General features: G+C 41.3%; 21 protein-coding genes. 14 read left to right on the top strand and 7 right to left on the bottom strand.

Going from position 1 to position 21,198, the window contains the following annotated elements; all coding sequences use genetic code 11:
- Nucleotides 1-46 precede the first annotated feature (46 nt).
- The 8 genes from murJ to J3L16_RS06475 all read left to right on the top strand — a co-directional run bounded on the left by murJ (nt 47) and on the right by J3L16_RS06475 (nt 12,222).
- On the top strand, nt 47-1,648 hold the full coding sequence (gene murJ, locus J3L16_RS06510; protein WP_207612082.1) for a murein biosynthesis integral membrane protein MurJ: 1,602 nt from the start codon (nt 47-49) through the stop codon (nt 1,646-1,648).
- Nucleotides 1,649-1,718: 70 nt separating this feature from the next.
- Nucleotides 1,719-2,675 (top strand): bifunctional riboflavin kinase/FAD synthetase, encoded by a 957-nt coding sequence (gene ribF / locus J3L16_RS06505; protein WP_207612081.1) that lies wholly within the window; start codon nt 1,719-1,721, stop codon nt 2,673-2,675.
- Nucleotides 2,675-5,503: an isoleucine--tRNA ligase gene (gene ileS, locus J3L16_RS06500; protein ID WP_207612080.1), complete on the top strand. Its 2,829-nt coding sequence runs from the start codon at nt 2,675-2,677 to the stop codon at nt 5,501-5,503. The genes ribF and ileS overlap by 1 nt, the downstream gene beginning before the upstream one ends.
- On the top strand, nt 5,496-6,026 hold the full coding sequence (lspA, locus tag J3L16_RS06495) for a signal peptidase II (protein WP_207612079.1): 531 nt from the start codon (nt 5,496-5,498) through the stop codon (nt 6,024-6,026). The genes ileS and lspA overlap by 8 nt, the downstream gene beginning before the upstream one ends.
- Nucleotides 6,019-6,468, top strand: coding sequence for an FKBP-type peptidyl-prolyl cis-trans isomerase (gene fkpB / locus J3L16_RS06490; RefSeq protein ID WP_207612078.1), 450 nt, complete (start codon nt 6,019-6,021; stop codon nt 6,466-6,468). Before lspA ends, fkpB begins: the two co-directional genes overlap by 8 nt.
- 15 nt (nt 6,469-6,483) lie before the next feature.
- Nucleotides 6,484-7,428: a 4-hydroxy-3-methylbut-2-enyl diphosphate reductase gene (gene ispH / locus J3L16_RS06485; protein WP_207612077.1), complete on the top strand. Its 945-nt coding sequence runs from the start codon at nt 6,484-6,486 to the stop codon at nt 7,426-7,428.
- A 328-nt stretch (nt 7,429-7,756) separates the two neighbouring features.
- The gene (locus J3L16_RS06480) at nt 7,757-10,174 is read left to right on the top strand and encodes a TonB-dependent receptor (RefSeq protein ID WP_207612076.1); all 2,418 of its coding nucleotides are present in this window, start codon (nt 7,757-7,759) and stop codon (nt 10,172-10,174) included.
- A 77-nt stretch (nt 10,175-10,251) separates the two neighbouring features.
- A complete protein-coding gene (locus J3L16_RS06475; protein WP_207612075.1) occupies nt 10,252-12,222 on the top strand; it encodes a tetratricopeptide repeat-containing sulfotransferase family protein in 1,971 nt (656 codons plus the stop codon).
- Between the two features lie 32 nt (nt 12,223-12,254).
- Here J3L16_RS06475 and J3L16_RS06470 read toward each other — a convergent pair whose 3' ends face one another.
- From J3L16_RS06470 to J3L16_RS06455, 4 genes are read right to left on the bottom strand one after another with little or no spacing between them, the layout of a single operon-like run.
- Complete coding sequence (locus tag J3L16_RS06470) at nt 12,255-12,644, bottom strand: hypothetical protein (RefSeq protein WP_207612074.1); 390 nt, start codon at nt 12,642-12,644, stop codon at nt 12,255-12,257.
- Nucleotides 12,629-13,513 (bottom strand): hypothetical protein, encoded by an 885-nt coding sequence (locus tag J3L16_RS06465; RefSeq protein ID WP_207612073.1) that lies wholly within the window; start codon nt 13,511-13,513, stop codon nt 12,629-12,631. Before J3L16_RS06465 ends, J3L16_RS06470 begins: the two co-directional genes overlap by 16 nt.
- Nucleotides 13,506-14,120, bottom strand: a complete 615-nt coding sequence (locus tag J3L16_RS06460) for a prepilin-type N-terminal cleavage/methylation domain-containing protein (protein ID WP_207612072.1) — start codon at nt 14,118-14,120, stop codon at nt 13,506-13,508. Before J3L16_RS06460 ends, J3L16_RS06465 begins: the two co-directional genes overlap by 8 nt.
- On the bottom strand, nt 14,114-14,635 hold the full coding sequence (locus J3L16_RS06455) for a prepilin-type N-terminal cleavage/methylation domain-containing protein (protein WP_207612071.1): 522 nt from the start codon (nt 14,633-14,635) through the stop codon (nt 14,114-14,116). The genes J3L16_RS06460 and J3L16_RS06455 overlap by 7 nt, the downstream gene beginning before the upstream one ends.
- 116 nt (nt 14,636-14,751) lie before the next feature.
- Here J3L16_RS06455 and J3L16_RS06450 point away from each other — a divergent pair, with 116 nt between their 5' ends.
- The 3 genes from J3L16_RS06450 to J3L16_RS06440 all read left to right on the top strand — a co-directional run bounded on the left by J3L16_RS06450 (nt 14,752) and on the right by J3L16_RS06440 (nt 16,468).
- The gene (locus J3L16_RS06450) at nt 14,752-15,129 is read left to right on the top strand and encodes a type IV pilin protein (protein WP_207612143.1); all 378 of its coding nucleotides are present in this window, start codon (nt 14,752-14,754) and stop codon (nt 15,127-15,129) included.
- Nucleotides 15,130-15,289: 160 nt separating this feature from the next.
- On the top strand, nt 15,290-16,126 hold the full coding sequence (gene nadE / locus J3L16_RS06445) for an ammonia-dependent NAD(+) synthetase (RefSeq protein WP_207612070.1): 837 nt from the start codon (nt 15,290-15,292) through the stop codon (nt 16,124-16,126).
- Nucleotides 16,127-16,129: 3 nt separating this feature from the next.
- On the top strand, nt 16,130-16,468 hold the full coding sequence (locus tag J3L16_RS06440; protein ID WP_207612069.1) for a P-II family nitrogen regulator: 339 nt from the start codon (nt 16,130-16,132) through the stop codon (nt 16,466-16,468).
- Between the two features lie 15 nt (nt 16,469-16,483).
- Here J3L16_RS06440 and J3L16_RS06435 read toward each other — a convergent pair whose 3' ends face one another.
- Nucleotides 16,484-16,996: a peptidylprolyl isomerase gene (locus tag J3L16_RS06435; RefSeq protein ID WP_207612068.1), complete on the bottom strand. Its 513-nt coding sequence runs from the start codon at nt 16,994-16,996 to the stop codon at nt 16,484-16,486.
- A complete protein-coding gene (locus J3L16_RS06430; protein WP_207612067.1) occupies nt 16,989-17,897 on the bottom strand; it encodes a hypothetical protein in 909 nt (302 codons plus the stop codon). Before J3L16_RS06430 ends, J3L16_RS06435 begins: the two co-directional genes overlap by 8 nt.
- 162 nt (nt 17,898-18,059) lie before the next feature.
- On the opposite strand from J3L16_RS06430, the gene J3L16_RS06425 reads away from it, so the two are divergent.
- The 3 genes from J3L16_RS06425 (at nt 18,060) to J3L16_RS06415 (ending at nt 19,555) form a co-directional block, all read left to right on the top strand.
- Entirely contained in the window at nt 18,060-18,311 is a 252-nt protein-coding gene (locus J3L16_RS06425) for a succinate dehydrogenase assembly factor 2 (RefSeq protein ID WP_207612066.1), read from the top strand.
- Nucleotides 18,312-18,384: 73 nt separating this feature from the next.
- Complete coding sequence (locus J3L16_RS06420; protein WP_207612065.1) at nt 18,385-18,627, top strand: protein YgfX; 243 nt, start codon at nt 18,385-18,387, stop codon at nt 18,625-18,627.
- Nucleotide 18,628: 1 nt separating this feature from the next.
- The gene (locus J3L16_RS06415) at nt 18,629-19,555 is read left to right on the top strand and encodes a MaoC/PaaZ C-terminal domain-containing protein (protein WP_207612064.1); all 927 of its coding nucleotides are present in this window, start codon (nt 18,629-18,631) and stop codon (nt 19,553-19,555) included.
- On the opposite strand, the gene nadB is transcribed toward J3L16_RS06415, so the two are convergent.
- Entirely contained in the window at nt 19,502-21,181 is a 1,680-nt protein-coding gene (nadB, locus tag J3L16_RS06410) for an L-aspartate oxidase (protein WP_207612063.1), read from the bottom strand. The two genes, J3L16_RS06415 and nadB, sit on opposite strands and share 54 nt — an antisense overlap.
- Nucleotides 21,182-21,198: the final 17 nt, after the last annotated feature.

Here is a 21,198-nt window from a genome sequence, read left to right as displayed (position 1 = left end):
CACTCACCATGCGGACCTAGATCATTTTTGTATACCAACAGATAACATGGCAACTCAGAGCAACTCCACAGTAGAAAAAAGCGACAAGGAAAAGAGCACAGGCTTACTACGCGCAGGTATTATTGTAAGTGCAATGACATTTTTGTCTCGCATACTTGGATTGGTTCGAGACGTGGTGGTCGCTCGCTTAATGGGGGATGGCGCGGCAGCAGACGTTTTCTTTTTGGTTAATAAAATTCCTAACTTTTTGCGTCGGCTTTTCGCTGAAGGCGCATTTGCTCAAGCCTTTATTCCCGTACTTACCGAACAGCAAGCTAAAAAAGACAACGCAGCCTTAATCGAGTTTATTGGAAAGGTTACCGGAACCCTAGGCATTATCGTTTTTTTTACCGCTATCGTTGGCGTCATTGGTTCTCCTGTCATTGCGGCATTATTTGGTACGGGGTGGTTTATTGATTACTTAAACAATGAACCGGAGGGCGCAAAGTTCGAACTGGCTGCTGTGATGCTAAAAATCACCTTTCCCTATTTATTTTTTGTCGCCTTAACTGCGTTGTCAGGTGCTATTTTGAATGCAGTGAATAAATTTTCAGTTGCTGCATTTACCCCTGTTTTATTGAATATTGCTATTATCAGTTGTGCTGTGTTTCTATCGCCGCGGTTCGAGGAGCCGGCGTTTGGATTAGCATGGGGCGTATTTATTGGCGGCGTTATCCAATTAGCGTTTCAGATTCCGTTTTTGTTAAAGCAAGGGTTATTGGTTAAACCCAGTTGGGGCTGGTCTCATCCTCAAGTTACAAAAGTCAGACGCTTAATGATACCCGCGTTATTTGGGGTATCGGTCAGCCAAATCAATTTACTTTTAGATACGCTTATCGCAAGCTTTTTAGTCACGGGGTCAATCAGTTGGTTGTACTACTCAGACCGGCTATTAGAGTTTCCGTTGGGACTATTTGGTATCGCTATTGCAACGGTTATTCTTCCCACGCTTTCTCGTAACCATATTGGCAATAACCCAAAAGCCTTTCAGCAAAATATAGATTGGGCAGTCAGAGCGGTTTGTTTTGTAGGCTTTCCTGCAGCCGCGGGTTTAGGCGTACTTGCAGAGCCGATTTTAAAAGTAATTTTTGAAAGAGGAGCATTTACTAGCGAGACCGCAATAATGGCGTCATTTAGCTTAACGGCGTACGCAATGGGGTTGGTTGGGTTTATGTTAGTGAAAGTACTCGCACCTGGTTTTTTCAGTCGCCAAGATACTAAGTCTCCCGTGAAGTTTGGTATTATTTGTATGGTGGCGAATATGGTGTTTAACCTAATTTTAGTGGTGCCTCTTGCGTATATCGGGTTGGCGCTGGCGACTAGCTTATCTGGGCTTCTTAACGCAGGGTTGCTCTATTACGCATTACGACGGGATAAGGTGTATGTTCTTAGTCTTCAGACAAAGAAATTCATTCTGCGTAGTTTAATTTCAACTGCATTGATGGTGTTGGTATTGCGTATTGCAATGAACAACTCTGGTTTCATTACTGCGAACTCACTGGAGCAGGTCATTTTGTTAGCTTCAGGGGTGCTAGGAGCCGGTTTGATTTACATTATTTCAAGTTTCTTTGTAGGAATTCGGCCAAGACAGCTAAAACCTGCGCTTTAAGCGTTGGTATATGTGTCTTGGTTGTTTATAATCCCACGCACAAAATAGAAGTGAATACAGTAAGGTTATCGTGGAACTTGTTCGAGGTGTGCACAATTTGTCTGCAAAACATACGGGTTGTGTATTAACAATCGGTAAGTTTGATGGCGTGCATTTAGGGCATCAAGCAGTATTAAAGCGGCTAAAACAAAAGGCCAATGAAATGCAATTACCCTCGGCAGTTATGGTGTTTGAACCTCAACCAGAAGAAGTCTTTGCCCCAATTGACGCACCAGCACGGCTTTCCACGCTTCGAGATAAAGCCACTTTACTTGCCGAGCAAGGCATTGATAGATTAATTTGTATTCGTTTTGATAAACGGTTTGCTGCGTTATCTCCGGAAGCATTCATACGTGACTTGCTTGTTGAAAAATTAGGTATTCAATACCTAGTGGTAGGTGACGACTTCCGCTTTGGCAGAAAACGTGCAGGTGATTTTGCTATGCTGCTAGACGCGGGTAAGCGAGAGCAGTTTGACGTAGTGAATACCGCAAGTTTTCGCTTACATGATTCTCGAATCAGTTCCACGGCTATTCGCGAATCAATTGAGCAAAATGAGTTTGAGATTGCCCATGAAATGCTAGGGCGTCCTTTTTCTATTTCTGGAAAAGTGATTCACGGCAATAAAAAAGGCCGTACTATTGGTTTTCCTACGGCAAATGTATTATTAAACCGTTGTCGTTCTCCGTTACAAGGGGTGTTTGCTGTAACGGTGACCTTGGGTACGATACGTTATTTTGGCGTTGCCAATATAGGCAGTAGGCCCACAATTGACGGTACTCGAGTGCAGCTCGAAGTACATATATTTAAGTATAGTGGCGATTTATATGGGAAACGTATTGACGTTACCCCCATATCGAAAATTCGCGATGAGATAAAATTCAATTCATTTGATGAATTAAAAAAACAAATTTCCCTTGATGCTGAAAAAGCCTTAACGCTTTTAACAGCATTATTTGACGATGTAATTACGGAATCTGAGAATTAATGACTGACTACAAACCTACTTTGAACTTGCCTGAAACCGCATTCCCAATGCGTGGAAATCTTGCGCAACGCGAACCAGATATGCTTAAGCAATGGTATGCCGACGGTTTGTACGAAAAAATTAGAGAAGCGAAAAAAGGCTTACCTAATTTTACTTTGCACGATGGCCCTCCTTATGCCAACGGCAATATTCATATTGGTCATGCACTGAATAAAATTCTTAAAGATATTATCGTTAAGTCAAAAACCCTTGCGGGTTTTGATGCGCCTTATGTTCCTGGTTGGGATTGCCATGGACTCCCCATTGAACTTGTTGTAGAGAAAAAAGTGGGTAAACCAGGACGTAAAGTGTCTGCGGGAGAATTTAGACAGCGTTGTCGTGATTACGCCAATACCCAAGTAGAAGGGCAAAAAGCCGATTTTAAACGTTTGGGTATTTTGGGTGATTGGGATAACCCATACAAAACCATGGATTTTAGCTCTGAAGCTAATATCATTCGCGCGTTAGGTAAAATTGTAGATTCTGGTCACATGATGAAAGGGTTTAAACCTGTTCATTGGTGTACAGATTGCGGTTCAGCATTAGCTGAGGCTGAAGTTGAATATCAAAATAAAACATCAGCAGCCATTGATGTGAACTTTCCTTTGGCAAATGTTGCTGAGTTTGCCAAGGCGTTTGGTGTTGACGAAAGTGTGTTTGCTCAATTGCCCCACGGTGTAGTTATTTGGACGACAACACCGTGGACCTTACCGGCTAACAGAGCGGTTAGTCTGCACCCTGAGTTGCATTATGCGTTGGTAAAAGTGACCAGTGATAAAGAACGTATAATGGTGTTGGCAGAAGATCTTGTTGAGCAAAGTATGCAGCGTTACGGTGCTGAAAGCTTTACGGTTATTGCAACAACACAAGGTAGTGCGCTAGAAAAACTAGAGATACAGCATCCATTTTTAGATATTAACGTTCCACTGATTCTAGGTGACCACGTTACTACCGAATCGGGTACCGGATGTGTTCATACTGCGCCAGCCCACGGTGTTGAAGATTTCAATGTCGGTAAACAGTATGATATCGAAGTTTATAACCCCGTAGGGAATAACGGCGTTTATTTAGAAAATACGCCTCACTTTGCTGGTATGCACGTGTTTAAAGCGAATGGGCCTATTATCGAGCTTGTGGAACAAACGGGTAATCTAGTTTTAAACATACCTTATGAGCACAGTTATCCTCATTGCTGGAGACACAAGTCGCCCATTATTTTCCGTGCTACGCCACAATGGTTTGTTAGCATGGATAACAAAGGGCTGAGAGATGAGTCTCTTGAACAAATCAAAGAAACAAAATGGGTACCGAGCTGGGGTGAAGAGCGGATCCGTAAAATGGTCGAAGGCCGACCTGATTGGTGTATCTCTCGGCAGCGTACATGGGGCGTACCAATGCCACTGTTTGTTAACAAGCAAACCGGTGAATTACACCCAGAAACGTCTACTATCTTAGAGAATGTTGCCTTGGCCGTTGAACAAAGTGGCATTCAAGCGTGGTGGGATGCCAGTGATGAAAGCTTGTTAGGCGACAGTGCAGATCAGTACGACAGAGTCACTGATACTTTGGATGTTTGGTTTGATAGTGGAGTTACGCATTCATTTGTTACTGATTGCAGAGAAGAGCTAAGCGGCCCTGCTGATTTGTATTTAGAAGGCTCAGATCAACACAGAGGCTGGTTTATGTCTTCGTTGATGTCATCTACTGCAATGCATGGAAAAGCACCTTACAAGGCTGTGCTGACTCACGGCTTTACCGTTGATGCCAATGGTAAAAAAATGTCCAAGTCGTTAGGAAACGTTATTGCGCCCCAAGAAGTGACGAACAAATTAGGTGCGGATATCTTGCGCTTATGGGTTGCGTCAACGGATTATCGCGGAGAAATGACAGTTTCAAACGATATCTTAAAGCGTTCAGCTGATGGATATAGAAGAATTCGAAACACTGCTCGATTCTTATTGGCGAACCTAAGTGGGTTTAACCCAGAAACTGACTGTGTACCGTTTGAAGACATGGTAGAGCTAGATAAGTGGGTATTAGGCCGCGCCCAAGCAATGCAGAAAACCATTATTGATGCATACAGTGAATATGACATGCTAGGTGTCTCTCAGAGCTTGACTCATTTTTGCTCCATTGAATTAGGTAGTTTTTACTTAGATATCATTAAAGACCGCCAGTACACGGCGAAAGCAGAAGGTCATGCTAGACGTTCTTGCCAGACTGCCTTGTATTACATTGCAGAATGCCTAGTACGTTGGATGGCACCGGTGACTAGTTTTACAGCCCAAGAGATTTGGCAAGCATTGCCAGGCAAGCGAGGCGATTATGTTTTCACCGATGAATGGTTTACTGGTCTTGATAACGTTGAGCTGAATCGTTCTTTAGACGATGCCCTTTGGGAGTCGGTAATGAGCGTTAAAACGGCAGTGAATGCCGAACTTGAAAAAGCCCGTAAAGATAAGTTACTTGGTAGCTCATTAGAAGCGAGCGTGACTTTGTATGTGAATGATGATTTGTTTAATGCATTAAGCAAAATTGAAGACGAGTTACGTTTTGTTTTGATTACCTCGTCGGTACAACTTATTAGTATTGATGACGAGGGCGCAAGTTCAGCACAAAGCACTGACGTCGATGGATTATCTGTTTTAGTTGCTAAATCTGAAGGTAAAAAATGCGTACGTTGTTGGCATCATAGAGCTGATGTGGGTACCTCAAGTGTTCATGAAGAGCTATGTGGCCGTTGTATTACTAACGTAGACGGTGACGGAGAGGTTCGACACTATGCTTAATGGGCTGTTGTCTCGCATTGGCTCTTCGGGTCTAAGGTTTCTGTGGATCAGCCTTGTTGTCATTGGCGTAGATCAATGGAGTAAACTGCTTGTTCTTAAAGAAATGGCACTTTCTGAGTCTTATCAATTGTTGCCATTTTTTAATTTAACTTATGTTCGAAACTACGGCGCAGCATTTAGTTTTTTGCACGATGCCGATGGCTGGCAGCGCTGGTTCTTTACGTTAATTGCGGTAGGAATTAGTGGTGTTATTGTGTGGTGGCTATCACAGACAAAAAGAGACCAACGTATTCTTCCTATTGCTTTTACCTTTGTGTTGGGTGGGGCGTTAGGCAATGTTTATGACCGTATTGTTTATGGTTATGTGGTGGATTTCTTAGATGTATACGTTGGGAGTTATCATTGGCCTGTTTTTAATATTGCCGATAGCGCCATTTTTGTTGGTGCAATGTTAATTATTCTAGATATGTTTGTTGATAAAAAAGATACCGCTGAGAACAACGAGAAGAGCACACATGAGTAGTACCCAAATCATAGCGTCAGAAAGTGAAGTGATCCTTCATTTTGACCTGAAATTAGAAGATGGCTCTGCAGCAGATAGCACCCGAATGAACAATAAACCCGCAAAGATGGTGATGGGCGATGGTAGCCTGACACCTAATTTTGAAGCCTGCCTATTGGGCTTGCAAACCGGTGATAAAAAATCATTTACTTTGCCACCAGAAGACGCATTCGGCCTACCTAACCCCGATAATATTTATTATTTAGAACGCAGTAAATTTGGCCCCGATTCCGACTTAGCAGAAGGTGCTATTATGGGCTTTGCTCAACCTGATGGTTCGGAATTACCCGGTATTATTAGAAGTGTTGCCGGTGACTCAGTAACCGTCGATTTTAATCATCCTTTAGCAGGACAAACGGTTATTTTCGACGTTGAAATTGTTAATGTTATTAATCAGGATTAAAGAGGCTCAGTCACCATGCAAGTGAATTTAGCTAATCCAAGAGGGTTTTGTGCTGGGGTTGATCGTGCAATCACTATTGTGGAACGCGCATTGGAAATTTTCACGCCGCCCATTTATGTGCGACACGAAGTTGTACATAATCGCTTTGTGGTTGACGGATTAAAAGAGCGCGGTGCTATTTTCGTTGACGAGTTATCTGAAGTTCCTGACGATTGCATTGTTATTTTTTCCGCTCATGGTGTGTCGCAAGCGGTTAGGAAAGAAGCAGAAGATCGCGGACTTAAAATTTTTGACGCAACCTGCCCATTAGTAACGAAAGTGCATATGGAAGTAACCCGTGCGAGCAAACGGGGTGTCGAGTGTATTTTAATTGGGCATGACGGCCATCCAGAAGTGGAAGGTACGATGGGGCAATACGATAATGACGAAGGCGGTATTTATTTAGTTGAATCTGCTGCCGATGTGTCGAATTTATCGGTAAAAAATGTCAATGAATTATACTACTGTAGTCAAACCACTTTATCTGTTGACGATACCGCAGATGTCATTGATGCGTTAAGAATGAAATTCCCCAATATTCAAGGTCCTCGTAAAGACGATATTTGTTATGCCACGCAAAATAGGCAAGATTCGGTAAGAGAACTTGCAACTGATTGCGATGTGGTCTTGGTGGTTGGTGCGCAAAATAGCTCTAACTCTAATCGTTTAAAAGAGCTTGCTGACAAAGTCGGGGCGAAAGCACATTTAATTGCAGATGCTAATTGCTTGAAGCAAGAGTGGTTTGCGAAAGATATTAAAATTGGTATTACTGCTGGAGCATCTGCACCAGAAGTACTTGTGCAAAATGTGGTTACTCGCTTGCAAGAATGGGGTGCAACAAACATAAAAGAGTGTTCTGGTACCGAAGAGAATATCGAATTTGCCGTGCCAAAAGAATTAAGAGTAAAGCAAGTTAGCTAATCTATTTATTTTCATTAAATTTATTCATACCTATTACTGCGACTTGCAATATAAATACCTGTGATTTATTTGCACAGTCGCGCTAATGATACCTTTTCATTAGATCCTTGCTGTTAGAAAACGACTTCATGAGCACCCTGTAATTGCGTTTTAGTATATGGCAGTCACAATAGTTTCTCATAACTGAAACAAGATTGTCATTCAACTCCCTTACTTTCTAAGCCTTGTTATTTTGAGCTCAATTCAATACTGAACTCTATTTAGCAAGTTAAATATTATCAATAAAAACAAACGAAAGTTTAATTATTAGACGCCTTGGAATAGTAGAATGCACAGTAAATTTTCATCAGTTCGACGCAGTTATAAGTACACAGCACTTCGGTCTTTATCCCCTATTGCAATGGCAATGATTGCAGCATCATCAAATCTCTATGCTGAAGAAGTCGCAGAGGAAGAGCTATCGGGCGTAGAAGTTGTGGTGGTTACCGCATCAAGACGCGCAGAGAGTATTCAGGATGTATCGGTTTCCGTAAGCGCTCTGGGGGAAAAGCAACTAGAAGAATTAGGTATTGATAAGTTTGAAGATTATGTTTCCTTGTTACCCGGTGTGAGTGCACAAGGTCAAGGCCCGGGAAAGCAAGAAATTTTCATTCGAGGGATTACCCCAGGGCGTACAGGACTTAGAATTTCCGGTATAGCAGCTGAACCAAGTACTGCGGTTTACTTTGATGAAGCGCCTATTTCTACTGGTGGGCGAAATATTGATATTTATGCCGCTGATTTGAGCCGAATTGAAGTACTTAAAGGTCCTCAAGGAACCTTGTTTGGGGCGAGTTCTCAAGCGGGAACCATTCGCTTAATACCGAATAAACCGGTATTAAATGAGTTTGAAGCCGGTGGAACTATTGGTTTTTCGACAACAAAATCTGGTGAAGACAGTAATTTAAGTGAAGGCTACGTTAACTTACCTGTTATAGATGATAAATTTGCCGTTCGGTTTGTTGGTTACAGTTCTACAGAGGGTGGTTTTGTAGACAATATACCTGCTACACGACAATTGCCTTTATCGAATCCCACACTCGCAGATTCAAACACTATTCCTTCGGTGAGAGACTCAGTAGCAAACACCGCAGTGGCAGAAGACGACTTTAACGATGCTTCGTACAGAGGGTTTAGGCTGAGTGGTTTGTATAAATTTAATGAAAACTGGGATTTGTATGTTAACCATATTAGTCAAACCATTGACTCTGAAGGTGTGTTCGAATTTGAACCCGACGTAAGTACAGACGACGACTTTAACGTACAGACGTTTACTCCTGACAGAGGTGAAGACGAGCTGTCGCTAACAACTTGGACATTAACCGGTTTTGCAAACAACTTAGAACTTATTTACAACGGCTCATACACAGATCGTGTGTTCGAAGGCACCACAGATTATACCGGTTACGCGAACAATGGCCCCTTTATCCCATATTACATTTGTACGCCTGGTTATGATGAATGTGGTTCACCTGAGCTGTTTGCTGATGTCTTTTTTCAAACTGAGCGTTTAGTTCAAGAAATCCGTTTTGCAACGGATGCAGATAAAGATTGGCGGATCATTGGTGGCCTTTTTTATGATGATCAAGAAATCACTGAACGTACCAACTTTGTATATCCTTCTTCCGTAGAGGTAGGCTTCCAACCTAACTTCCCAATACCCACTGCCTTTGCATCGGATACAAATGTGCGGGAAATCGGAGTTACATTTTTTAACGATTTTGTTCGCGATAGAGAAGAAACTTCAGTCTTTGGTGAATTTTCTTATGACTTCACCGATACGCTTACCGCGTCTTTTGGCTTTAGGCATTACAGTATCGATATAGGTTTAACCGGACAATCAAGCTTTGGCCAAAGAGCATCAGGCCTAGAAGCGGATGGTGGGTTAAACGTAGATTCTGTATTGGCAGGAGAATCTCCCACCACGCTAGAAGATACAATTTACAAATTTAATGTCAGCTGGAAACCAACCAAAGACACCTTGCTGTATGGAACGTATTCAGAAGGGTTTAGGTCTGGTAGCTTTAATCGAAATGGTACGGGTAATGGAGAGCAGGATATTCCTTTTGCTTTTGATACCGATGATGTAGTTAACATTGAATTTGGTTGGAAGTCGCAGTGGTTTGACAATAGTCTACGTTTTAACGGCGCATTGTTTTTTATTGACTTTGATGACCTACAACAAGGCGTTCTTGATTTTTCTATTTCCAATGTAACCTTTATCGACAATGTTGGCTCTGCGGAACAACGAGGTTTAGAATTTGATTTAGAATGGGCTGCCAATGATAATTTAACCTTGTTTACTTCCTTTACCTTCTTAGATTCAGAGCTAACTGACATTCCTGACACCTTAGTGAACATAGCGCCTGTTGGGTCTGATTTAGCTTATTCTCCATCTTATGAAGGTGTGGTAGGTGGTCGATATTACTACGATGTTGGTGACTATACGTATTTTGGACAAGTTGTTGGCCAATTAGTTGGCAGCCGCTTTACTTCATTAGCAGAAGATCAGCGTTTTGAATTAGATAGTTATGAACAGGTAAATTTAACCTTGGGCGTAAGTAATGATAATTGGACGGTTAATTTCTTTGTCGACAACCTAACTGATACAGTGGGGGAGTTGTCTGCTGGCGCACCTGATAATGTGTTTAGAGTTGTTCCAACTCGACCTAGAACAGCTGGTGTTAGGGTAAGCTACCAATATTAATCATCGCTGTCATAAAACCGATATAGTAGGCTGGTAACTTAGCTACTATGTCGGTTTCACATTCTCGCTAAATTTTTATGTCTTCATTTGCTTCATCAGGATCTCCATCTTTCAGCCAATCGGCTAAATTAGCAGTTCAACAAGGCCATTTTCAACAGGCTATAACTTTAGCTGAAAAAGGGATTATGGAAAATGAAACTGATCTTGAAAGTCGTTATTGTCTAGCCGTGTGCCAGCGAAAGTTACAGCAATATTCACAGGCCTTAGACTCCCTTAGTGTACTCATTAACATGAGTCCCGAGTACGATAGAGCGTATCAAGAAAAAGGCTATAACTTTCTTGCTATGGGTAAAAAAAATGAAGCTATAGATGCCTTTGATACTGCGGTTAAATACAACCCGTCTTTACTTGCGAGCTGGAAAGTACTCTCAGAGGAAACGACTTATCACCGTCAAAAAGAGGCTAAGGTTTATTACGCGTGGTTGAGTAGTTTACCTCGTGAATTGGTCACAGTAGCAAGCTATATTCATCAGAAAAAGTTGCACAAAGCCGAGCAATTATGTCGTTCTTTTTTAAAGAAAAACCCACGAAACGTTGAAGCTATGAGAATGTTAGCTGAATTGGGTGTTGAATTTCAAATACTCGATGATGCAGAGTTTCTGCTGGAAAGCGCGCTTTCGTTTTCACCAAATTTTACCCGAGCTAGGTTTGATTTTATTAATGTGTTGCATCGCAGACAAAAATTTCATCAGGCGTTGGAACAGGCACAAACCCTATTTGATGCGGACTCGAATAATCCTTTGTTTATTGTTGGTTTGGCTAACGCTCAGCAGTCGTGTGGGGAGTTTGAATTGGCCGTGGAAACTTACGACCAAGCATTGGCAATAGAACAAAACAACTCTTCTATTTTAGTTTCTAAAGGCCATGCGTTAAAAACCATAGGAAAGGTTCCAGAGGCGATAGTGTCTTATCAGCAAGCGTATCAACAACGGGCTGATTATGGCGATGCGTTTTGGAGCTTAGCCAATTTAAAAACGTATCGTTTTTCGGACAATGAAATCAATCATATGATGGAGCAAGTCGAACGTGATTCAACATCGGCGGAAGATAAAGCGCATTTTTGCTTTGCACTAGGAAAAGGGTTTGAAGATCGCAAGGAATATGCTCGCTCATTTGAATTTTATGCTTCTGGCAACACATTGAAAAAAGCGAAAAGTCGTTATGATTTAAGTAAAGTGACCTACGAGCTTGACTATCAAAAACAGCATTTTGATTCTGCATTTTTTGATAAATTTAAAAATGCAGGGTGTGCCTCTCAAGCACCTATTTTTATTGTAGGTTTGCCCCGAGCAGGCTCAACCCTTATTGAACAGATATTAGCGTCACATAGTCAAGTTGATGGCACGATGGAATTGGCCAATATTATCAGCATGGCCCATCATTTAAATGGGCGACGAGTAAATAGTGAAACACCTCGGTATCCCAGTATTTTACAAGATATGTCTTTTGAACAGTGCCTTAACTTAGGACAAAAGTATATCGACGAAACCATGGCTCATCGCAATGGAGCGCCATTTTTTATTGATAAAATGCCGAATAACTTTCGACATATTCCGTTTATTCAACTTATTTTACCCAACGCAAAAATCATTGATGCGCGCCGAGAGCCGATGGCTTGTTGTTTTTCTGGATTTAAACAGCTGTTCGCTGAAGGCCAAGATTTTTCTTATGACTTGTCAGATATGGGGAATTATTATCGCCATTATGTGGATGTAATGGACCATTGGGATAACGTATTACCCAATAGGATATTGCGTGTTCAACATGAAGATTTACACGAAAACCTAGAGCAACAAGTCCGTCGTATACTCGATTACTGCGAGTTACCCTTTGAACAAAACTGTGTTGAATTTCACCAGTCTACACGACCTGTACGCACACCAAGTTCAGAGCAGGTTCGCTTACCGTTATATAAAGATGCAGTGCATCAGTGGGAACATTACGATGGCTTTTTGGAACCGTTAAAACACGCTTTAAACGAGAGTTAATTGAATTTAGTCTGCGTTTAACGTACTCATATTTAGCGCGGCAATAGCGAACTGTGTGTTAGCGATAAGGTTTCTCCATTTACATAGCGTGTTTCTATGATGTGTTTTTCTAGTGCATTCGTGGTGTTGGGTTCTGATACCCTTAACCATTGATCGTCAATACCGTCGTTATTTGTGTCTGTTAAACGCAATACAAAGTCTTGTGTATAGCTGTTAATTGATGACAACTCATCTGAGGTGAGTTGTCCATAAGTCAGTGCTGATTTGCGCTGCCATGTGCTCTGTATAAATTCTTCACTCTTTTGAGTGTAATCCTGAAGCGTATAACTTGTATGGATTAACGTGAAAGATAAAAGTGCTAATAAGCTGCCACTAATTAGGGTTTCTACTAAGGAAAATCCTTTTGCTATTGTTTTAGCCATGAGCCCTCCATAATCGATGTTAATACGTTATCTTGATGAGATTGAACCGTGTTTAATACGTCACTATTAAACTGTAATGCTAATGAGTTTGATGGTGGTGTGCATAATGACAATACTCCACCAATCACGTCTGAATCTGTATTTAATAAGAACGAGTGACTTTCGGATACTCCACATAAATGAATAACTAGACCTGTTACACTTGCTTGGTTTAGTGAAATCGCACCTTCTTCAATAACAAGCATGACAGGGCGTAGGGTTTGGCCTAAATGAAGAGAGGCTAGTTCACAATCTCCTTTTATCCAGAGTAACCCTGTGTGTTCAGGCGTTAAAGAATCACAATTGCCAGCAGTATATTTTGCGGTACTATGGTAACTAAGAAAGTCATGTTCGTCGGTATTGAAATAATGCTGAGTTAATAAATGTATTTCTTCTGGAGACCAGTGCTCTAAAGCAGAATTAGGAATATTTTCTAGTCGTCGACTCTTAAGCATGTTCACACTGTAGGTGAAACTTGCCCTTGATGAGTGGTTTGCTGTAATCGATAGCGCTACTTTTTGAAATGGCTTATTTTTAATGGATATAGGCGTTACCATTTCAGTGCTGATGAAATCCCAACCGAGATTATTATTTAAGGTATGTTGGTGAGCGCCAAACGCGAAATGGTCAAAAATGATGTCATTTAGCAATGAAGCCGCGTAGGTTTCAGCTGCGAATGTATGTTGTTGAGCGGTTAGTGCTGATAGTTGCCGGTGGGTTTTATTTACCGATACACCAACGATTGATGATGACAAGACGGCAAGTATTAATAAAATAATAAACGTCGAAAAGCCTTTGCGAAAACTTATCTGGTAGTCAATTTTACGCATTATTTGTGACCACCTGTATTTCTAAATGCCGAGTGATATTTACATAGTTTGGCAATGAAGCAGAAATGGTGATGGTGATCACCTTGTTGGCAATAGGGATTGCATCACTAAATGACGTAGTAAAGGCAATATACTCAATAATAACACTGTCTGTTGACGTTAAATCTTGCCACCCATTTTCGTTGCAGCCCCTAGCGTTTTGCCTCACTTCAATTGCACCATTACGCAACCGATACCCTCTGTATTCATTCGGTGATTCAGTGGTGAGTAACCCGTCTCCATTTAGATCGCTTGCAAAGGTTATACAGCTATTTTCCGTTTCGCCCGTGGCTTGGGATATTTCAATGGAATCATCAAAGGGAGAGGGGCCTATGGAGGGAGATATTAATCTTTCTATTACTACGCCGTCGTATTCCATATTCTGTATGTCTTTGTAAAGAATCGATGCGATAATGTTCAACTCATTTTGTAATCTCATGACTTGATCAAGATTAAACAGCCGATTTGATGTTGAGGCTATTATGGATGCGGTCATAACAATGCCAACGGCACTGAGTGATAGGGATATCATTAGTTCTACTAGGGTAAAGCCAGTGCGCTTCAACATGATGAAATTCCAGACATATTTCCCCTGTCTAGGCAAACTCTGCTTCTGCCTAGCCCAGATAATATCACTCGAACGTCAGCTAATGATGAGTGCAGTGCAAAGGAACCATTGTAGCCTGCAGCGATACCAAGGTGTTTTTCGAATTTGAAATACGTGGACTGAGCAAGTGTAAGTTCATTAAAGCTTAACTGCTTATTGTCTAGTATGAGCCTGTAGTTTTTGCTATTTATTAAGCACGAATACTCGCTGCTGCAATCGCAAGGACCTGAAGCCGATGCGCCTAGGCAGTTGTCTGATTCTTGTATCGACACATATATATCATGTTTTAGTTGAATGGCGTTGTTACGCGCTTGGTTTAGAAAATCTTCTATGTTGTAGGCCGTTGTTCGTTGGCTTAGTTTTAGTTGAATTGAAGAGTAACTAGCAAATGTCTTTGTCGCTAAAATACTCATAATGGCTATCACTATCATGAGCTCAATTAAGGTATATCCATAACGGTTAAACGCAGTTTGCATCTTGCCTTCTCCTTGGCAGGTTTGGTTCAGTTTGTTGACGATACTCTTTAGAACTCCTTAATTACGCTATACGATGAAAAGGCTTTTTGACAATAGCTAACAAGGAAAAACCGACTATGGAACAGGTCTATTACAAACGCGCCTTCTCGCTAATTGAATTACTGATTAGCCTTGCTGTGGGTGTTATTCTCGCGAGTATTGCAATTCCGAGTTATCAAGATTTTACTGTGTCTGCACGAAGAAAAAATGCTCAAACGGAACTGCTACAGTTGCACTTACAGCAACAAGCGTTTTTTTTGCAGCAACAGCGCTTTGCCAACGCCAATGAAATTTCATTTCCGGAACCGGAGTATTACTTTATTTCTATGACAACACCGTCATCGACGGAGTTTGTTATTCAAGCCAATGCGCTAGGTGGGCAAAAACAAAATGAGTTGTGCGATACCTTGAGTATTGATCAGAATTTGAACCGTGAACCAAAAGTCTGTTGGTAGTGCTTTGATCGCGGATATTCTGAAAATAAGTTAAGTTTACGTCTACTATCTTGGATTGATATGGGAATAATGTTGTTAAACCGTATTTATCGTGTGCATTTATGTGTAATATTTACTGTGTAACTATTGCGGCTAAAAAAATGGGTTGGAGTTAAATACCATGGATAAACAAGCTATCTTAGATGAAATGAAAGTGTTGCCATGTATAGATGTTGACGCGGAAATAGAAAAGCGTGTGGCGTTTATAAAAGGGCAGCTTGTCCAAGCCAACATGACAACCTTGGTGCTGGGAATTAGTGGTGGTATTGATTCGTGCACACTAGGTAGATTGGCTCAAGTTGCAGTGAATGAACTCAACGATGAGTCGGATAAATCATATCAATTTATTGCGGTAAGGTTGCCTTACGATACCCAAGCAGACGAGTCTGACGCTCAGGCTTCAATTGACTTTATTAAGCCTAGCCAATCGGTAACGGTTAATGTTAAACCTGGGGCAGATGCTATACATGCAACTACGCTAGATGCATTATCAGGAACATCACTTATTCCTGATCAAGCGAGCAAAGTCGATTTTGTAAAAGGTAATGTTAAAGCCCGTACTCGTATGGTTATTCAATACGAAATCGCAGGACTAACTGATGGGCTTGTTTTAGGCACAGATCACTCTGCGGAGAATATTACCGGATTTTATACTAAATATGGTGACGGAGCCTGTGATCTGGCTCCTTTGTTTGGTTTAAACAAACGCCAAGTTAAAGCAGTAGCTGCTAGACTTGGAGCACCTGAAATTATTATTAATAAAGCACCTACTGCTGATTTAGAAACACTCTCTCCACAGAAGGCCGATGAAGAGGCTTTAGGCATGAGTTATGACCAAATTGATGATTTCCTAGAGGGAAAAACAGTGCCAAGTGAAGTGGAAAAGCGGTTAATTGGCATTTATCAAAAAACGCAGCATAAGCGCATACCAATCCCGACAATATACGATGGAGAATAATAAATGAAAAAAATCGAGGCAATAATTAAGCCGTTCAAAACTGATGATGTTCGAGAAGCATTAGCTGAATCCGGTATTGTAGGAATGACCATATGCGAAGTAAAAGGGTTTGGTCGTCAAAAAGGGCACACTGAGTTGTATAGAGGTGCTGAGTATCAAATTGATTTCTTACCCAAAGTTAAAGTTGAAATTGTAGTGGCAGACGAGCAAGTAGATGCAGCAATTGAAGCGATTATTAAAGCGGCTAAAACAGGTAAAATTGGTGACGGTAAGATTTTTGTTTACCCAATTGAAACCGCGGTTCGGATCCGTACAGGAGAGCGCGGAGAAGAAGCGCTCTAAGTTCTATTTTTGTTATTAGTGCTGGCAACAGCCAGCGCTGTCATCATCATTGGAATCGCAACAGCTCGATTTTTTTTCTGCTAGCCCATTTTTTAATTCATCTTCAGTGGGTTCTCTAACACCCAAAATTTCGACGTCAAATGATAAGGTAACACCTGCTAAAGGATGGTTGCCATCTACAACGACATTGGTGTCATCAACTTCGATTACGATAACAGATTGCTCACCTTCGTCAGTGGTTGCTCTGAAACTCATTCCCGGTTCAACTTCGATACCGTCAAACATATCCAAAGGCACTGTTTGTACTAGTGCATCGTGTCTTTCTCCGTAGGCTTGATCCGGAGAAAGAGTAACTTCAAAGATTTCATCTTTGGTTCTGCCAACAATTGCTTCTTCTAGCCCATCAACAAGGAATCTGCTTCCTATCATAACTTCCATAGGATCGCCGTCTCTTGACGAGTCCAGTGTAACGTTATCTTGGGTGGAGACTGAATAGTGAAGTGTTACTACATCATTTAATTTAATCATTGTGTTTTCGGTTTTTAATTGAAGACGTTGAAGAGTTTACCACATAGGGTAAAGGAATGGGGCTAAGTCTGTCAGACTCTGTTTCAGTTAAGGCTAAGACGTCTTGTTCAGACACATCATTGGGCAGTACGGCCGAGATAAGCAGCTTATTATTTTGTCTGGCGAAATTCACAATAGAGCCTGATTTTCTCCAGTTTTCACCTAAACGGCGGTAGACGGGGTCATCTATTTTTATTTGCTCGTTTACGTCTGTAATACTAGTTGAAAAGGTAAAAAGGGCGCGTTTGTTCTTGCCTAAATAATGCGTTCGGGCAACCACTTCTTGTCCCATATAGCAGCCTTTGTCAAAATCGATACCATTGAGTGCCTGCACATTTAACATTTGCGGTATCCATTGTTCATCGACATTGCTGTAAAGAAACGGGATTCCATTTTGTACAAACTCTGCGTTTGCATCTTCGAAGTTTAAGATTTCACTTTGCTGAAGCTGACCAGTGAAAATGGCAAATTGAAGGCCTTGCACGTGTTCAACAACTGGAGTGATGACTGCTGTATTGGCTAGAAAATCTATAGAGTGAGGTCTAATTGCAACACAATGCTGGTCATTCTCAGGTAGGTTAAATTCAGCCTTTGCAAAGACGCCGAATTTTTTAAACTGAGCATAGCTTGTTTGTGCAGATACACTGGATTGAATATAAAAATACGCGTCACCCGAATTATATAAATACCCCAAACCGACCATTTTTCCTTTTGCGTTACATTGTGCTGCGTAACGCATTGTTTGAGGTTGTAGAGAAGGCACGTCAATCGTAAGCTGACCTTGTAAAAACGAGCTGGCTTCGGGACCAGTAATCTTAACAAAGGATAGACTTAATGGACTTGGGGGCGCTGATAGCGTCATGACAACGGACTCAATAAAAATTAAACTACTTTAGAAATTGGGGTATAAAGTGGCTTTACAAGAGAAATTTTGATCTTTAATTGATCACCTGAACTAAAGAAGGGTTAGCACAGCATTAGCCTCGTGGTACGATATTATTAATCAAATAATTGTAGGTGTGAAATGTTCACTCAAAAACGTTTAGCTAGATTGAAATGGGCGTGCCGCAGAGGCATGTTAGAACTTGATGTTTTGTTATTGCCCTTTGTAGAGCAATCTTTTGCGGATTTATCTTTTGAGCAGCAAGAGACCTTTGAACGACTTTTAACAAGTGATGACCCAGACTTATATGCTTGGATGATGGGGCACGAAAAGTGTGATGATCCCGAGTTTGCAAAAATGGTTGCACTTGTTGTTAACCGTGTTCGTGTCTAGTACCTATACGAAAATATCCTTAAGTTGTTGGACACGTTGTGTATTCATACCACTGTCTATTGATAAACGTACAGTGTCTGCGATAGCGTTTGACGATAATAATGAAAATATTCGTCTATTGGGTTTCTCAAAAGAAGTAATGAACCTGACTTTTCCTAGTTTGATTACTCCCTTTGCTGTGTTTTTGTCGTTGCAAAGTAAAAGTAATATTAAGGTGAGAGGTTGGGTAATGCAGAGCTCTGTAGGCGATAAAAACTATAGACGCTTGTGCCGATGGGTAACAAGATGGAAATCAATGACGGCAGAGTTAAAATAAAATGTTGAGTAAAAACAAGGCTGTAATTCGTGTCGTTATTAAAGCTATTAAACATGCAATTAAGAAAAAAAACACTACATTCGACGCTGAAGCACTGAGCTCCTTGCGTGCTATCACAATAACTGACCCCTACTTTAAAGTAGATTACCGCCACTATCGGCAGTATGAGTTTAGGTTGAGGTGGATGTCTGATTTTACTCATCCTTGTTATTTACAAATGCTCACATTGCCAATGCAATTGGAGCTATTGACAGATGAACGTTGCCCATTTAACCCAGTTGGGCTTGTGCATATTCACAACAGTATTGTACAAACACCGGATTTTGAACTTGGCCAACCTTTTGAATTGTCTGTGCGATTTGGCGAGGTTTATGCTCACCCAAGGGGCATTGCGGTAGACGTTGTTGTAAAGGGAGAGCAGGAATCTAAATGTGTTTATCAAGCAACCAGTACTTATTTGTCGCGTAGTTTTCACGACACTGATAATAAATTGAAGCAGGCTTCTCATCTTCCTTATTTACGCCCTTCTCCTAGTTTAGTGAGAAGAGACTTAAGGCCTTTAAAATTTAAAGGGAGTGACGGAAGGCGTTATGCCGAATTATCAGGTGACTATAATCCCATTCATTTGGCTTCAGTGTTTGCAAAAATGTTTGGTTTCAAACAGGCAATAATTCATGGAATGTATAGCTTAGCCATGGTTTTATCTGTTGAAGAAGAAGCGCTAAACTTTAAAGATTCCGATCTTCCCCTAGAAATTGATTGTGACTTCATGAAACCTATCTATTTACCCAGCACTACACAAATAGTTACGGGGTGCATAAATGTCGATAGGTTCATGAGTTTACATGATGCGAATAAACGAGATATTGTGCATTTACTCGTCAGATATGCCCGTGGCGAGGCTACCCGGTTGCACCGTCGGTTTTGATAGCTCGTGTTTTATAACAGTAGGTTTTGCTTCTGGTAATAAATCAGGGTAGTCCAGGTTAAAATGCAAACCTCTGCTTTCTTTTCTCTGCATTGCGCATTTAACTATTAATTCAGCGACGGTCACCAAATTCCTGAGCTCGAGTAAATTATGACTTACGCGAAAATGAGCGTAGTATTCTTGTATTTCTTGTGACAATAATTGAATTCGCCTAAGGGCTCTTTCTAATCGTTTGTCGGTTCTTACAATACCAACATAGTCCCACATAAATAATCGCAATTCGTGCCAATTATGCTGAATAATGACTTCTTCATCGGCGTTAACAACTTGGCTTTCATCCCAAGGTGCAACGGCTCCTGGTGTATCTGAATTGGGCAGAGCCGTTAAAATGTGCTTGGCTGCAGCGTGAGCAAATACCACACATTCTAGTAAGGAATTAGACGCCATTCTATTGGCACCGTGAAGCCCGGTATAAGCAACTTCTCCAATAGCATAGACATTTTCTAAATCGGTTTTTGCATTGAAATCCGTCATCACGCCTCCGCAGCTGTAGTGTGCTGCGGGAACCACTGGGATTGGCTCACGAGTAATATCTATGCCTAGCGAGCGGCATTTACGGTAAATATTAGGGAAGTGCTTTCGAATAAAATCTGACGGTTTATGGCTGATGTTTAAATACATGCAATCTGCGCCCAAGCGTTTCATCTCAAAATCAATCGCCCTTGCAACAATGTCTCTAGGTGCGAGATCGGCTCTTTCATCAAATTTGTGCATGAATTTAGTGCCGTCTTTATGGCATAAATAGGCCCCTTCACCACGTAGCGCTTCACTAATCAAAAAGTTCTTAGCCTGTGGATGATATAAGCAGGTAGGATGGAATTGATTAAATTCCATATTGGCCACCCGACAACCCGCACGCCAAGCCATTGCAACACCGTCTCCACTGGATACATCTGGATTAGATGTATATTGATAGACTTTACTTGCACCACCTGATGCCAGAGCAACAAATTTTGAACGTATGACTTCTACGTGGCTGCGCTTTAAGTTCCATACGTAAGCGCCATTGCTGTATGTGGGCCTAGATTTACTGCAAATTAAGTCTATGGCGTTATAGCATTCAAATATATGAATGTTGGGGTGTTCGGCCACCGCGTCGTTTAATGTGATTTGCAGTGCTTCACCAGTGGCATCGGCTGCGTGTAAAATACGTCTATGACTGTGACCACCTTCTCGGGTTAAATGAAACCGAGTTTTACCTTTGTCATCTTTTTCGGTATCAAAAGGTACGCCTGAACTAATTAACCACTCCAAAGCAGACTTAGCGCTTTCGGTGGTAAATCTGACCGCCTCTTCATTACATAAACCTGCGCCAGCAACTAAGGTGTCTGCAATATGAGCTTCAATGGAATCTTGCTCATCAAATACAGCAGCAATACCGCCTTGGGCGTATCGTGTAGAACCTTCATTGCGGTCGCTCTTGCTCAAAATAATAACGTTGCAATGGTCTGCTAATTTTAACGCTAAGCTTAATCCAGCAGCGCCACTGCCAATAATAAGTACGTCGGTAAGGTGCTCAATTGTGTCTGTTTGAGCCTGTGATGACAAAACTGTGTGTTTTTTCATTTATTTTGTATGGGGTT

The organism is Alteromonas sp. 5E99-2 (assembly GCF_017368475.1).
Lineage (GTDB): Bacteria > Pseudomonadota > Gammaproteobacteria > Enterobacterales > Alteromonadaceae > Alteromonas_F.
The sequence above is the reverse complement of the archived record's forward strand: the minus strand, read 5'-3'. Positions and strand labels throughout refer to the sequence as shown.

Bases quoted from the DNA above. Each gene is read 5' to 3' on its own strand.
- J3L16_RS06460 (WP_207612072.1), bottom strand. From the start codon at position 14,120: ATGTTGAAGCGCACTGGCTTTACCCTAGTAGAACTAATGATATCCCTA.
- ispH (WP_207612077.1), top strand. From the start codon at position 6,484: ATGCAAGTGAATTTAGCTAATCCAAGAGGGTTTTGTGCTGGGGTTGAT.
- J3L16_RS06480 (WP_207612076.1), top strand. From the start codon at position 7,757: ATGCACAGTAAATTTTCATCAGTTCGACGCAGTTATAAGTACACAGCA.
- J3L16_RS06430 (WP_207612067.1), bottom strand. From the start codon at position 17,897: ATGACGCTATCAGCGCCCCCAAGTCCATTAAGTCTATCCTTTGTTAAG.
- J3L16_RS06425 (WP_207612066.1), top strand. From the start codon at position 18,060: ATGTTCACTCAAAAACGTTTAGCTAGATTGAAATGGGCGTGCCGCAGA.
- J3L16_RS06475 (WP_207612075.1), top strand. From the start codon at position 10,252: ATGTCTTCATTTGCTTCATCAGGATCTCCATCTTTCAGCCAATCGGCT.
- murJ (WP_207612082.1), top strand. From the start codon at position 47: ATGGCAACTCAGAGCAACTCCACAGTAGAAAAAAGCGACAAGGAAAAG.
- J3L16_RS06465 (WP_207612073.1), bottom strand. From the start codon at position 13,513: ATGCGTAAAATTGACTACCAGATAAGTTTTCGCAAAGGCTTTTCGACG.
- lspA (WP_207612079.1), top strand. From the start codon at position 5,496: ATGCTTAATGGGCTGTTGTCTCGCATTGGCTCTTCGGGTCTAAGGTTT.
- nadB (WP_207612063.1), bottom strand. From the start codon at position 21,181: ATGAAAAAACACACAGTTTTGTCATCACAGGCTCAAACAGACACAATT.
- fkpB (WP_207612078.1), top strand. From the start codon at position 6,019: ATGAGTAGTACCCAAATCATAGCGTCAGAAAGTGAAGTGATCCTTCAT.
- J3L16_RS06440 (WP_207612069.1), top strand. From the start codon at position 16,130: ATGAAAAAAATCGAGGCAATAATTAAGCCGTTCAAAACTGATGATGTT.
- nadE (WP_207612070.1), top strand. From the start codon at position 15,290: ATGGATAAACAAGCTATCTTAGATGAAATGAAAGTGTTGCCATGTATA.
- J3L16_RS06455 (WP_207612071.1), bottom strand. From the start codon at position 14,635: ATGCAAACTGCGTTTAACCGTTATGGATATACCTTAATTGAGCTCATG.
- J3L16_RS06470 (WP_207612074.1), bottom strand. From the start codon at position 12,644: ATGGCTAAAACAATAGCAAAAGGATTTTCCTTAGTAGAAACCCTAATT.
- J3L16_RS06435 (WP_207612068.1), bottom strand. From the start codon at position 16,996: ATGATTAAATTAAATGATGTAGTAACACTTCACTATTCAGTCTCCACC.
- J3L16_RS06415 (WP_207612064.1), top strand. From the start codon at position 18,629: ATGTTGAGTAAAAACAAGGCTGTAATTCGTGTCGTTATTAAAGCTATT.
- ileS (WP_207612080.1), top strand. From the start codon at position 2,675: ATGACTGACTACAAACCTACTTTGAACTTGCCTGAAACCGCATTCCCA.
- J3L16_RS06450 (WP_207612143.1), top strand. From the start codon at position 14,752: ATGGAACAGGTCTATTACAAACGCGCCTTCTCGCTAATTGAATTACTG.